13 protein-coding genes are annotated in these 13,270 nt (G+C 65.7%); 1 reads left to right on the top strand and 12 read right to left on the bottom strand.

Annotated elements, in window-relative coordinates; genetic code table 11:
* Nucleotides 1-11: 11 nt before the first annotated feature.
* From araD to ABIE08_RS21585, 12 genes are all read right to left on the bottom strand, one after another.
* Nucleotides 12-1,745, bottom strand: coding sequence for an L-arabinonate dehydratase (gene araD / locus ABIE08_RS21640; RefSeq protein ID WP_354553971.1), 1,734 nt, complete (start codon nt 1,743-1,745; stop codon nt 12-14).
* Complete coding sequence (locus ABIE08_RS21635; protein ID WP_354553970.1) at nt 1,742-2,662, bottom strand: aldose 1-epimerase; 921 nt, start codon at nt 2,660-2,662, stop codon at nt 1,742-1,744. Before ABIE08_RS21635 ends, araD begins: the two co-directional genes overlap by 4 nt.
* Complete coding sequence (locus ABIE08_RS21630; RefSeq protein WP_354553969.1) at nt 2,659-3,450, bottom strand: NAD-dependent epimerase/dehydratase family protein; 792 nt, start codon at nt 3,448-3,450, stop codon at nt 2,659-2,661. Before ABIE08_RS21630 ends, ABIE08_RS21635 begins: the two co-directional genes overlap by 4 nt.
* 43 nt (nt 3,451-3,493) lie before the next feature.
* Nucleotides 3,494-4,693: a mandelate racemase/muconate lactonizing enzyme family protein gene (locus tag ABIE08_RS21625; RefSeq protein WP_354553967.1), complete on the bottom strand. Its 1,200-nt coding sequence runs from the start codon at nt 4,691-4,693 to the stop codon at nt 3,494-3,496.
* A 51-nt stretch (nt 4,694-4,744) separates the two neighbouring features.
* On the bottom strand, nt 4,745-5,590 hold the full coding sequence (locus ABIE08_RS21620; protein WP_354553966.1) for an ABC transporter permease: 846 nt from the start codon (nt 5,588-5,590) through the stop codon (nt 4,745-4,747).
* A 3-nt stretch (nt 5,591-5,593) separates the two neighbouring features.
* The gene (locus tag ABIE08_RS21615; RefSeq protein ID WP_354554224.1) at nt 5,594-6,412 is read right to left on the bottom strand and encodes an ABC transporter permease; all 819 of its coding nucleotides are present in this window, start codon (nt 6,410-6,412) and stop codon (nt 5,594-5,596) included.
* Between the two features lie 101 nt (nt 6,413-6,513).
* Nucleotides 6,514-7,593, bottom strand: coding sequence for an ABC transporter ATP-binding protein (locus ABIE08_RS21610; protein WP_354553965.1), 1,080 nt, complete (start codon nt 7,591-7,593; stop codon nt 6,514-6,516).
* Between the two features lie 86 nt (nt 7,594-7,679).
* On the bottom strand, nt 7,680-8,849 hold the full coding sequence (locus ABIE08_RS21605; protein WP_354553963.1) for an extracellular solute-binding protein: 1,170 nt from the start codon (nt 8,847-8,849) through the stop codon (nt 7,680-7,682).
* Nucleotides 8,850-8,918: 69 nt separating this feature from the next.
* The gene (locus ABIE08_RS21600; RefSeq protein ID WP_354553962.1) at nt 8,919-9,830 is read right to left on the bottom strand and encodes a dihydrodipicolinate synthase family protein; all 912 of its coding nucleotides are present in this window, start codon (nt 9,828-9,830) and stop codon (nt 8,919-8,921) included.
* 22 nt (nt 9,831-9,852) lie between these two features.
* Nucleotides 9,853-10,602 carry a GntR family transcriptional regulator gene (locus ABIE08_RS21595; RefSeq protein WP_354553961.1) on the bottom strand — a complete coding sequence of 250 codons (750 nt, stop codon included), beginning with the start codon at nt 10,600-10,602 and terminating at the stop codon, nt 9,853-9,855.
* A 145-nt stretch (nt 10,603-10,747) separates the two neighbouring features.
* The gene (locus ABIE08_RS21590; RefSeq protein WP_354553959.1) at nt 10,748-11,407 is read right to left on the bottom strand and encodes an RraA family protein; all 660 of its coding nucleotides are present in this window, start codon (nt 11,405-11,407) and stop codon (nt 10,748-10,750) included.
* The gene (locus tag ABIE08_RS21585) at nt 11,400-12,149 is read right to left on the bottom strand and encodes a FadR/GntR family transcriptional regulator (protein ID WP_354553958.1); all 750 of its coding nucleotides are present in this window, start codon (nt 12,147-12,149) and stop codon (nt 11,400-11,402) included. Before ABIE08_RS21585 ends, ABIE08_RS21590 begins: the two co-directional genes overlap by 8 nt.
* A gap of 279 nt (nt 12,150-12,428) precedes the next feature.
* Here ABIE08_RS21585 and ABIE08_RS21580 point away from each other — a divergent pair, with 279 nt between their 5' ends.
* Nucleotides 12,429-13,232, top strand: coding sequence for a transporter substrate-binding domain-containing protein (locus tag ABIE08_RS21580; RefSeq protein WP_354553957.1), 804 nt, complete (start codon nt 12,429-12,431; stop codon nt 13,230-13,232).
* Nucleotides 13,233-13,270: the final 38 nt, after the last annotated feature.

Genomic DNA, 13,270 nt, shown 5'->3' with positions numbered 1-13,270 from the left:
TCTTCAAGGCGCTAGTAGATGACCGGCTCGTCGACGGGGCGGCCATACTCGGTGCGTAGGAAGTCGAAGTCGCAACCCTTGTCGGCCTGCTCGATATGCTTGGAGAACATCAGGCCATAGCCGCGTCCGTAGCGGGGCGGCGGCGCGACCCAGGCCGCGCGTCGCGTCGCGAGCTCCTCCTCGCTGACCAGCATGTCGAGCCGGCGCGCCGGAATGTCGAGCTCGACCATATCCCCGGTCTTCAACAGCGCAAGCGGGCCGCCGACATAGGATTCCGGCGCGACATGCAGGACGCAGGCGCCGAAGGACGTGCCCGACATGCGCGCATCCGAGAGGCGCACCATGTCGCGCAGGCCCAGCTTCAGCAGCGCCTTGGGCATCGGAATCATGCCCCATTCCGGCATGCCGGGCCCGCCCTGCGGCCCCGCATTGCGTAGCACCAGCACGGTGTCGGGCGTCATCGGATAATCCGGATCGTCAATGATCTTCTTCAGTTCCGGATAGCTGTCGGCCACCAGCGCCGGACCGACATGCCTGTGGAATTTCGGGTCGCAGGCGGCCGGCTTGATGACGGCCCCGTCCGGGCAGAGATTGCCCTTGAGCACGGCCAGCGAGCCCTCGTGATAGACCGGGTTGGAGAGCGGCCGGATCACGTCCTCATTGTAGATCTTCACGTCCTCCAGCCCCTCGACCAGCGGCCGGCCGGTCACGGTGATGGCCGAGGCATCGAGCTTGTCGCCCAATTGCTTCATCAGCGCGCGCAGGCCGCCGGCATAGAAGAAATCCTCCATCAGATATTGCGTGCCGGAGGGACGGATATTGGCGAGGACGGGCGTTGTGCGGCCGATCCGGTCGAGGTCGTCCAGCTCAAGCTGAATGCCGGCTCGCCGCGCCATGGCGATCAGATGGATGATGGCGTTGGTCGAGCAGCCGGTCGCCATGGCCACCGTGACGGCGTTTTCCACGGCGGCGGGGGTGATGATCTTTTCCGGCGTCAGGTCTTCCCACACCATCTCGACGGCGCGCCGGCCGCATTGGGTGGACATGCGCTGGTGATTGGCGTCGGCGGCGGGGATCGACGACGAACCCGGCAGCGACAGGCCCATCGCCTCGGCGATCGCGGTCATCGTGCTGGCGGTGCCCATGGTCATGCAGTGGCCGTAGGAGCGCGCGATGCCGGCCTCCATGCCCATCCATTCTTCCTTGGTGATGGTGCCGGCGCGCCGCTCGTCCCAATATTTGAACATGTCTGTGCCGGAACCGAGATACTTGCCGGCATAATTGCCGCGCAGCATGGGCCCGGCCGGCAGGAAGACGAAGGGCAGGCCGACCGAGATCGCGCCCATGACCAGGGCCGGCGTGGTCTTGTCGCAGCCGCCCATCAGCACCGCGCCGTCGATCGGATGCGAGCGCAGCAGCTCCTCCGTCTCCATCGCCAGCATGTTGCGATAGAGCATGGTGGTCGGCTTGACCCAGCTTTCCGAGAGCGACATGGCCGGCAGTTCGACCGGAAAGCCGCCCGCCTGAAGGATGCCGCGCTTCACCCATTCCACGCGGTCCTTGAAATGGGCGTGGCAGGGCTGCGCGTCCGACCAGGTGTTGATGATGGCGATGACCGGCTTTCCTTCCCAGTCGGCCGGGTCGTAGCCCATCTGCAGCGTGCGCGAACGGTGCCCCGATGACCGTTGGTCGTCCGGCGCGAACCAGCGCGAGGAACGGAGCTGGTCATAGGTCTTGCGGGTCATCGTCTGTGCCTCGTGGTGGAAAAGGGCATCGTGCGGAGGGGCATCGCCTGGATCGTCATCGTGCCGGCCATCGCCTCGCCGGGCGCAAGCCTCTTCATGGCGTTGGCGGTGCCGAGTTCGGGGCGGTTGATCACGTCGGGCGCGTGGCTCACCGGTTCCGCGCACAGGACAGCGCGGTCATCCGGGACGAAGACATGGAGATGGCGGAAGGCGCCCTCGGCTTCCAGCTCCAGGGCGAGGTCGTCCTCGGGCCGCTCCAGCCGCGCCTGGCGGGGCTCCCAGCCGTCCAAGAATCCGTCGAACCAGGGCAGCGTCCCGAGGGGGGCGGGGGAGGCGGGCTCAAAAGCCGGCACGGTCCGCGGCGGCAGGATCGGCAGGCCGCGTGCATCCCGCCCCAGCACACCGTGCGAGGCAAAGGCCAGCGTGGTGCGCGGCGATTTCGGAAACCAGGGGTGAAAGCCGATGCCGAATGGCATGGCGCGCGCGCCGTCATTGCGCACGGTGAGCGATAGACGAAGCCCCGCTTCGGAAAGAGTAATCTCCTGCCGCGCGTGATAGCGATACGGGTTGTCGGCGCGCTCGAAATCCTGTTCGAGCGTCAGCGTGGCGCTGTCCTGCGCCGTGACGCCCCAGGGGTTTTCACGCCCGAAGCCGTGGATCGCCATCGCTTCGGCCGGATGATTGACCGGCACCGCATAGTCGTGTCCTTCGAAGCGGAAGCGGCCATCCGCGATGCGGTTGGCAAACGGGACCATCGCGAAACATCCGGCCTTGAAGGGCGCCAGCGTTTCCGTCATCGGCTCCAGCACGGCGACCTTGCGGCCGTCGGGGAAGCGCCAGTTGGCCGACAGAATGGCGCCGCCCTGTGCGGGATCCACGGTCATGTCGTAGCTGTCGGCTGCCAGCGCGACGGTCATGGCTCGGCGTCGCCCTTCGTGTAGTCCTGGGCGGTGAAGCTGCCGCCCTGAAACCGCCGTGTCACGGCATCGCCCTCCTCGGGAAGGGGCGCGAAGCGCTCGGCGTCGTCCTGCGGCACATAGCCGATGCGCGCGGCGTCATCCTCGCCCCACCACGATTGCCGGTTGGCCGAGACGCCCCACACGATGGCGTGGCCCGGGCTCTCTGCCTCCAGCGCCGCGATCACAAGGCGCTCCAGATCGTCATGCGACAGCCAGGTCGACAGGTGGCGGGCCTCGGTCGGCTGCGGAATGCAGGTGCCGATACGCATGTGGACGCTCTCCAGCCCGTGCTTGTCGAACATCATGCGGGCGAGCAGTTCGCCATAGGCCTTAGAGAGACCGTAGTAGCCGTCCGGACGCATCGGGTCGCGGACGGACAGCTTCTCGCCCCGCTCGTAAAAGCCGATGGCGTGGTTGGAGCTGGCAAAGACGATGCGCTGGCGATCCTGCCGCGCGGCTTCGAACAGATGGATCAGGCCGAGTATGTTGGCGTCGAGGACGGGGCGGAACGGCTTTTCGACGCTGATGCCGCCCAGATGGACAATCTGGTGCGTGCCCTGCATCAGCTCCCGGACCGCAGCTTCGTCCCGCAGATCCGCCGGCACGAACGTCGAGCCTTCCGGAAGCGGATCGGGAAAGGCCGTGATATCCGACAGGCGCAAGGCGTAGCCCTTGCGCGCCAGGCGCGGGGCCAGCATACGGCCCAGCGTGCCGGAAGCGCCGGTGAGCAGGATCGTGCGTGTCATGTCATGGCTCCGTTCATCGAGGCGCGATTGCCGACCGGGCCCGTCACGATGTCCTCGTGGTCCGGCGGATCACCTCGGGATGATCGAGCACGAAATCGGACAATTCCAGCCCGAGGCCGGCGCCCTCGAAGGGATAGATTTCGCCGTTCTTGATGCGCGGCATCACCGTGACGAGATCGCGATACCACGAGGTGTAATAGGCGCGCACGGATTCTTGGTAGATCGCATTCGGCAGGTTCAGCGACAGGTGGATCGAGGCGGCGAAAACCACGGGGCCGGTGCAGTCATGCGGCGCAACCGGCCGCTGGAACGTCTCGGCCATGGTGCCGATCTTCTTCGCCTCGGACAGGCCGCCGCACCATGACACGTCGAGCATCACATAGTCCGTGGCGTCCGCCTTGAGCACATCGAGGAACTGCGATCGCGTTGCCAGCGTCTCGCTGGCGCAGACCGGAATGCCGGACTGGCGGGCATAGATCGCCAGGGATTGCGGGTTGACCATCTTGATCGGATCTTCGGCCCAGAACGGGTTGAACTCGCGCAGGCCCCGCGCGATCGCGAGCGCCGATGTCAGATCCCACATTGAATGCAGCTCGACCATGACTTCCATCTTGTCGCCGACTGCGTCGCGGATCTGGCGGAAGGGGAGGAGCGCCTTGTCGAGATCGGTGGCGTGGATGAAATTACCGCCATTGGCGACCGCGAACGGGTCGAACGGCCAGATCTTCATCGCGGTGATGCCTTCGGACAGCAGGCTCTCCGCCAGCGCGCCGGCATCCCTGTGGAAGGCCAACTGGTCCTCGTAGGGCCCTTCCTTCGCGTCGTCGCAATCGCCGATGTAACGCCGCGCGCCGCTCTTGTTGTAGGTGTAGCCGGCGCAAGTGTTGTAGGTGCGGATCGACGGCCGCGACAACCCGCCGAGCAGCTGGTGGATCGGCTGGTTCACCGCCTTGCCGAAGATATCCCACAGGGCCACGTCGATCGCCGATGCCGCGCGGATCTCGACGCCCGACGAACGGAAGCCGACATAGGGCGAAAGCAGCAGGCTGGAGATGCGGTCGATCTCCAGCGGGTTCTGGCCGATCAGCAGCGGCGCGATATCGCTGTGGATGTAGGCCGCCACCGCATTGGCACCGCGAAACGTCTCGCCCAGCCCGACAATGCCTTCATCGGTATGCACCTGCACCCAGAGGATGTTGTTGAGGTGCGGCAGCTGGATGGTTTCAATCGCTTGGATCTTCATGGAATTTTCCGGGGCATTGCGGGAGGGGCGGCCTGCGCCGCCCCCGGGACGTCAGTGGGGCGAGGCTTCCGACCGGCCGCGCGCGACGATCTGCGTCGGGTTCACGAAGCGAAGCGCGATCAGCAGCCAGACCAGCGAGGTCACCATGTAGATCACCGCCATCGCGTCGATCGACTGCACCGAGCGGACGCCCGCGGCGAAGACCGAGTAATAGAGCGCGACCACGAGGGTCTGGCTGGTCGGGCCCGCGGTTAGGAAGGTCAGCTCGAACATCGCGACGGTGCGGACCAGCACCAGCAGCATCGAGGCCAGCATGCCGGGAAGCAGCATGGGCAGCAGCACGTGACGGAAGAGCTGGAACGTGCCGGCGCCGAACACGCGCGCCGCCGCCTCTACCTTGGGATCGATCTGCTCGATGAACGGGATCATGACCAGGATGACGAAGGGCACGGTCGGCACGAGATTGGCCAGCACCACGCCCCAGAACGTGCCGCCGACGCCGGCCATGTAGAGCACGGTCGCGAGCGGAATGCCGAAGGTGATCGGCGGCACCAGCAGCGGCAGCAGGAAGATCAGCAGGACGAGCTTCTTGCCCGGAAAATCACGCCGCGCCATCGCATAGGCGGCCGTCACGCCGAGCAGGCCCGACAGGATCACCACCGTGAAGACGATCTGGAAGGTGACCAGCAGCACGTGATCGAGCTGGAACTCGGCCCAGGCCGCCGCATACCAGCGGATCGTGAAGGCATCCGGCAACCAGCTGCGCAGCCAGCGGGTGCCGAAGGACGAGACCACCACGGCCGCGATGACGGCGATGACGTTGAGGACGAACAGACCCGTGACGACCCAGACAACCGTGATCCAGAGCTTGGAAAGAAGAGAGGTATCGCGAACCATGGGTCAGCCTTTCCCGCCGGCGGTCGAGCCGCGGTAGAACATTGAGCGCACGCCAAGCAGGCCGGCCACGACGAGGAGCTGGACGGCGGCCATGATCATGGCGATCGCCGAAGCCTTGGAGGGGTTGTATTCCTCGAACGCGGCCTGCGCGGCGGCGATGGAAATGACCCGCGTCGGTCCGGACGGCGCGCCGAGCAGCACGGCCGACGGGAAGACCGAGAAGGCCTGCACGAAGGTGAGGCAGGCCGAGACCACGAGGCCCGGAATCAGCAGCGGCAACAGGACATAGCGGAAGCGCTGCCAGCTATTGGCGCCATGGGTGGCGGCGGCGCGCTCCAGCGCCGGGTCGACGCCGGAGATGTAGGAGAGCGTCAGCAGGAAGGTGAACGGGAAGACCGTGATCACCAGCGAGACGAAGACGCCCCAGTAATTGTTCGTCAGACGCAGCGGGCTGTCGATCAGACCGATGGTCATCAGCGTGCGGTTGAACCAGCCCTGCGCGCCCAGATAGTTCAGCAGGCCCTCGGCGACGAGCACCGTGCCGAGCGTGATCGGCAGCACGAGAATGGTGGTGAGCAGCCGCTGGCGCTGGAGCAGGCGCACGCGCATCGCGATCGGCACCGCCAGGATGCCGCTGAGGAGCGTCACCGGAACGGCGAGCCGCAGCGTCGCGCCGATCGTGTTGTAGAGATAGGGATCCGAGAAGAACTCGCGATAGTTGGCGAGGGCGTCGCCCTCGAGAGGATTGAACGACAGCACCAGTCCGTACAGGAACGGGTAGACGAAGATGCCGAGCACGAAGAGGAGGGCCGGCAGGATCATCAGCGTGACGCCGTCTATCCCCCGGTTGGCTAGCCGACGGCGCAGGCCCGGCCGGTCCGGCTCCGCGGTCACGCGCGGCGATGTCTGGATTGCCTCAACGCTCATGCTGCCCTCGCTGTCGCAAAGACCAGGGCGCGCAGGGCGTCGATCTCCAGGCTGATGCGGCTGCCGATATCGACCTTGCGCGGTCCGTGGAAGACGAGTTCCATGTCGGTGGCGGTGCGGGCGGTGCCGACATATTCGCGGCCGCGATATTCGATGGTCTCGACCGTCGCCTGAATGGCGTTTCCGCCGGAAGTGCCCTCGATCACGTCGTCGCCGCGGGCGGCGAGCACAGCGTCGTCGCCGGGCTTCAGGGCGTCCATGGCGCGGCCGGTGAGTTCGCGTCCCTCGGTCGAGATCGTGGCAACCCCGTTCGCGACGCCGACGACCTTGCCGACGACCTTGTTGCGGAAGCCCATGAACTCGGCCACGTCCAGATAGAGCGGGCTCTCGTAGAGCTCATGCGGCGTGCCGACCTGACGAATCGACCCGTCGCGCAGCACCACGATGCGATCGGCCAGCGACAGCGCCTCGTCCTGGTCGTGCGTGACGTAGATCGTGGTCGCGCCGAGCTGGTTGTGGATGCGGCGGATCTCGGCGCGCATTTCCAGGCGGAGCTTGGCGTCGAGATTGGACAGCGGCTCGTCCATCAGCACCAGAGGCGGCTCGATGACGATGGCGCGGGCGATGGCCACGCGCTGCTGCTGGCCGCCGGAGAGCTGGCCGGGAAGCTTGTCGGCTTGGCCCTGAAGGCGCACCAGGGCAAGGGCTGCCTGGGAGCGGGTTTCGATTTCGGCGCGCGGAAGGCCGCGCATCTTCAGGCCGAAGCCGACATTCTGCAGCACGGTCATATGGGGAAACAGCGCATAGTTCTGGAACACCATGCCGAAGCCGCGATCTTCCGGCTTGAGCTGGTCGATGCGCCGGTCGTCGATATAGATGCCGCCGCCGGTGGTGCCGAGCAGGCCGGCGATGCAGTTGAGCGCGGTCGACTTGCCGCAACCCGACGGGCCGAGCAGCGCGACGAACTCGCCCTTGCCGATCACGAGTTCGATCTGGTTCAGCGCATGGAAGCTCCCGAAAGCCCGGCTTACGCGGTCGAGACGCAGTTCATTGAAGGACATTGAGGCGAGCGACATGCCGTTATTCCGTCCGAAACAGGGATCCAGGGTGTTGCTGCCGCGGACCCGAAGGGCGCGCGGCAGCGACAATGCGGAGCGGTCGATCAACCGGCGGCGACATCCTCGTCCCAGCGACGGAAGGCCACCACCAGGGCATCGGGCTCGAGCGGCAGCTCGATCGGGTTGTTGGCGATCCAGTCCGCATATTCCGGACGGCCGAACTCGGCGATGATGTCCTGGCTGGCCTGCGGCGCCATGCTCAGCGGGACGTCCTTGACCGCCGGGCCCGGATAGAAATAGCCGGCGTCATAGGAATAGGCCTGCTGTTCCGGCTGAAGCGCGAACTTGATGAACTCCAGCAGGACCGCGACCTTCTCGGCCGGAACGCCCTTGGGGATCGCGAAATAATGCGCGTCGCAGACCCAGTGGAAGCCATCCAGCTTGCCGACGGCGGCTTCCTTCGGCACGACGCCGAGGGCGCGCGGGTTGATGTCCCAGCCGGTGGTTGTGACGGTCATGTCACGCGTGCCCTCGCCGAATTCCTTCATCAGCGCGCCGGTGCCGGCCGGGTAATATTCGATCTGCTTGTGCAGTTCCTTGAGGTAGGCCCAGGTCTTGTCCCAGCCCTTGGCCGGGTCCTTGGGATTGGAATCGCCCAGCAGATAGGGCAGGCCCATCAGGAAGGTGCGGCCGGGGCCGGAATTGGCGGGGCGCGCATAGATGAACTTGTTCGGGTTCTGCCGCGCCCAGTCCAGCAGTTCCTGCGCCGTCTTCGGCACGTTCGGCACGCGGTCGGGCATGTATTCGAGCAACGGGCCCGAGGGGTAGTAGGAGACGACGACGCCCTTGCCTTGTCCCTGCTGCTGCATGCGCCAGGCAGGGTCGAGATAGATGTCCTGCAGCTTGGGCAGGCCGTTCTCGGGCAGGGCGATGATGTCGGTCCAGATGTCGTCGGCAAGGCCGGCAGACAGGGCATCCGGGCCGATGATGACCATGTCGATATCGACGCGATTGGCGCGCTGCTGGGCGCGGATCTTGCCCGGCAGTTCCGGCGAGGGGGCCTTGTTGAAGGTGAAGCGCGACACGAGATTGCTGTTCTTCGACGCGAAATTGTCAAAGATCGGCTGTGTCAGGGCCAGATTGCCGGCAGCGTCGATGACGTTGAGGGCGACCGGCGCGCCTTGCGCAAACGCGCCCCGGGGCATGATGAGCCCGGCGCCGGCCGCGAGGCCCGCTCCGGCCATGAAGCGGCGACGTGAAACCTTGTTGAACATGACGTACTCCTCCCAGTGGTTGTCATGAACGCCGCGCGCCTCCTCCCAGATGACGCGCGGCGCTGGCGATCAGGCGAGCGCGGACTCCTTCCAGCTTTCCAGAATCCGGCCGAGCGCCTGGCGATCGGTTGTCTCGAGTTCCGGCAAGCCAGGCAGGCGCACCGCCCCGACCTCGGCACCGCGAAGGCGCAGAGCCTCCTTCACGACGGTGACGTTGGCACCGTTGTTGTATTTCGTGCGCATGTTCTCGAACGGCGCGATGCGATCGACATAGTCGCGCGCCGCCGCATAGTCGCCCGCCTCCAGCGCCCGCCAGACCGCGAGCGAAAGCGCCGGCGCGATGTTGACGAGGCCCGAGGTGAAGCCCTTGCCGCCCAGCGCGTAGAAGGGCAGCGCCCAGCTTTCCGCGAGACCGCAGATCCAGGTGGCATCGGAGCCCTGGGTGGCGCGCACGCATTCGGCGAAGCGCATGGTGTTGGTCGACGCAAACTTGACGCCCGCGACGGCCGGATGGCTGCCAAGGCGCACCATCTGGTCCAGCGGGATCAGGTCGGAGCGGACATAGGCGACGAGGGGCAGATCGACCGCTTCGGCAATGGCGATGAAGTAGTCGACCTGCGAATGCGGAGCGGCGAAGGGATCGAGCGGATGGTGGATCATGACGCCGTCGGCGCCGGCTGCCTTGGCAGCCTTCGCCACCGTGATCGCCTCGCGGACCGAGCGACCGGCCGCGGCGGTGACCGCCGAACGGCCGTCGACGGCTGCGACCGCAATGTCCTGCAGGCGGATGACCTCGTCCGTGGTCAGGCTGAAGAACTCGCCGGTATTGCCGCCCGTCACGATGTTATGGACGCCGGCCGCCGCGATGTCGGACACGATGCGGCCCGTCAGCTTCGGCTCGATTTCGCCACGGTCATCATAAGCGGTGACATGCACGCCGGATATGCCGTGCAGGACGCGGCGGTACGCCTCGAACTTCATTGTATTCCTCCCTGTAAGCCGATCAGAAGACCAGCTCGATATGCGTCTTCCCCGCGTCCATGATGTGCTGGCGCATCAGCCGCTCGGCCTCATCCTCGTTGCGGGCGACGATCGCCTCCATGATTGCTTCATGTTCATGGAACGATGCCCGACGAACATCCTCGCTCGACAGCACGGTGATGCGGGCGGCGTGGTCGTATGTGCGCTGCGCGTTCTGAAGCCGGCGGAGGTAATCGCAGCCGGACGCCTCGTGGATCGTGTCGTGGAACTGCTCGTTCAGCGCGATGAGCTGTTCGACGCTGCCCGTTTCCAGCACGGCGCGCATCTTGTCGACGACCGCGCGCAACCGGGCAAAGGCTGCGTCCGGGGCATGTTTGGCGGCCTGGCGCGCGATGATGCTTTCCAGTGCGGCGCGGGCGAGCGTCATTTCCTCGGCCTGCCGGGGCGAGAAGGTGACGTAGCTGCCGCGACGCGGTTCGGTCCGCACGAGACCTTCGGCCTCAAGCTGGCGCAGCGCTTCCTTCAGCGGGCTGGTGCTGGTCCCCAGATCGGCCGCGAGCTGGCGCTCGTTCAGCTTCGCGCCCGTCTTCAGGCGGCCGGAAATAATGGCCTGGCGGAGCTCGTCATGGATGTGCTCGCGCAAGCTGCGCATGCGGATCGGTTCAAGCACCCGCTCGCTGCGCTGTTCCCTGTCGTCCGCGACGTGACCATCCATTCCATCATCTCCCGAAGCCGGCGAGACTTTTGTAAATTCAAAAATCTGATACGTCAAACTCTGATGTATCAGATTTCACGATGGCTTAAATCGCTGACCGGACGGGGCGGGTGGGGAAGCTGGTGACCGGAGCGGGCTCTAGAAATGACTTGGCCGTCGTCCGGTGGGACGACGGCCATGCCGATCCGAAATTCGGGTTCGATTATTCCGGCCAGACGGATTGCAGCTTCTCGCCGGCCAGGATGCGGTCACGCGCAGCGGCCTCGTTGCGGCCCAGCGCGTCCGCTGCATCGGCGACGTCCCGCACGCGTTCCTTGGGGATGACCACGACGCCGTCAATGTCGCCGAAGATCACGTCGCCCGGACGCACGGTGGCACGGCCGATCTGGAGCGGGACCTGGGAGTGCCTGGGCTCCTTCTTGCCGGTGACGCCGACGGGGCTGGGCGCGCTGCCGAACAGCGGATAGCCGAGCGCCCGGACCTGGGCGAGGTCGCGGACCGTGCCGTAAACGACCGTGGCGGCGGCGCCGCGGGTCTTGGCACCCGAGCTCATCAATTCTCCCGAGCAGGAGCCGGGGGCGCAGGAGGCGTCGCAAACCAGGATGCCGCCTTCGGGCGTGTTGTCGATCGCGTTGTGATAGACGTCCTGCGGTTCGCCCTTGCGGTCGGAAACCTCGAACAGGACCGTCACGGCCGGGCCGCAGACGACCTGGCCGGGCTCCAAGGCACCCAGGAGCGAGATGCCGTCGAGATGCCCCCAGAGGCCCAGGCTCTCCATGCTGTCATGGACATCGCCGGAATACCACTTCTTGAGGCGCTCGATGGCGGCCCAGTCGGTGTCGGTATAGTCGAACTTAGTCATCGCTCTTGTCCTTGGCTGCTTTGGCTTTTTCGATCGCGACGCGGAGATAGGCGGCGCTATTGTCGATCTGGTCGCGCATCAGCGCCTTGGCGCCTTCGCCGTCGCGGCTTTCGATGCGGGCATAGATGTCGGCATGCTCGGCCCAGGCGGCCTCGAGCGATTTCGTCGGCACGCGGCTGGTGATCCGGATCACCTCGGTGATCAGGCCGTACAGATTGTCGTAGAAGACCGTCAGAATCTGGTTGCCGGCCGAATGGACCAGGGCCAGGTGGAAAGCAGCGTCCGCATCGACGAAGCCGGAGAAGTCGGCGGTGTCGCGCGCCGTGCGCATCGCCTCGAGGGCTGCGCCGACATCGGCGTTCATGGCGCCGCCGCCCAAGGTCAGCAGGTCCACGACTTCGGTCTCGATCATCCGGCGCACGGCCATCAGCTGCACGAGATATTCGGCGTCGGTGGAGAAGAGTTGGCGCACGGTGACCGTCAGCGTGCCGAGAAACTGCGTGACGTCATCGCGCACCACCGTGGTGCGTCCGCCATGGCGCCGCTTCACCAGCCCCTTTGTCTCCAGGATCTGCATCGCTTCGCGCACCGATCGAGTCGAGACGGCGTAGTCGCGCGCGATGTCGGCCTCCGAAGGAAGCGGTTCGCCGATGCCCAGCGCGCCTGAGAGGATCTTGGCTTCGAAATCGCCGGCGACGGAGAGGTGCAGCTTGTCTCGGCTGCGGGGAGCGACGGGCTTCATGGCGTGGAACTCCAGCCCACCGTCAGGCGAACGGGTCGAGTTCCTGCTGCGGCTTCAGGCCTCTTCATCGGTTGTCCCCTCTCGAATACGCCACCATAACGCTGCTTGACATCTACTTATGTCACAAGTCATATGTCAAGTGTTGGATCCATCGGGCGATGCATCGCCGGCCTTTCGGGCCGCTTTTGCACACCTGGCCGGTAGAGGAGTGCCGGTTCGGCAACGGAGACAGGCGTCGAGAGCGGAAAATCCGCCGGCGCGTTCAAGGGAGGAAATGCAATGATTGGGAACTTCATCCGCGGCGCGGTGGCCGCCGTGGCGCTGTCCGCTGCGCTCGCCGGAACGGCGATGGCGCAGACCACCGCCGACATTAGCGCCAAGGGGCGGATCGCCATCGGCGTGCTGACCGGCATCCCGCCCTATGACACGATCGATGCGAGCGGCAAGACCGACGGCTTCATCGTGGACCTGGCCCGCCAGGTCGCCGCGGCTCTCGAAGTCGAAGTCGAGATCGTGCCGGTCAACAACGCCTCGCGCGCCGCCGCCCTCGAATCCGGCCGCGTCGACATGCTGATCGCCCAGATGACGGCGACGCCCGCCCGCGCCAAGACCTTCCTGATGACCAACCCGTACGGCGCCTATGAAATGCGCTTCGTGGCGGGCAAGGATACCAAGATCACCTCGCTCGAGGATCTCGCCGGCAAGCGCATTTCGGTGCCGAAGGGCTCCACCCAGGACATCGCCGTCTCCGGCTATGGCATCAAGGGCCTGGAAGTCGTGCGCTTCGACGATGATGCGCTGGCCATGCAGGCGCTGATCTCGGGTCAGGTGGACGCAACCGCCGCCGTGGCCGCTGTGGCCAATGACGTCATCAAGAAGCAGAATCTGAGCAATCTCGAAGTGAAGTCGGATCTGCCGATCTTCACACTCTATTGGTCGATGGCCGTCCGCAAGGACGCGACCGAGCTGCACCAGTGGCTGAACAACTTCATCTACTACCAGGAAGTGACCGGCAATCTGGGCGCCCTGCACGAGAAGTGGATCGGCATCCCTATCCCCGGCGGCAAGCTTCCCACGTTCTGATCGCATCCCCACCCCGAAGGGGAAGGCTGGGCCGGCGA

The sequence above is a fragment of the Kaistia defluvii genome (assembly GCF_040548815.1).
In the GTDB taxonomy this organism is placed as follows: domain Bacteria; phylum Pseudomonadota; class Alphaproteobacteria; order Rhizobiales; family Kaistiaceae; genus Kaistia; species Kaistia defluvii_A.
The sequence above is the reverse complement of the archived record's forward strand: the minus strand, read 5'-3'. Positions and strand labels throughout refer to the sequence as shown.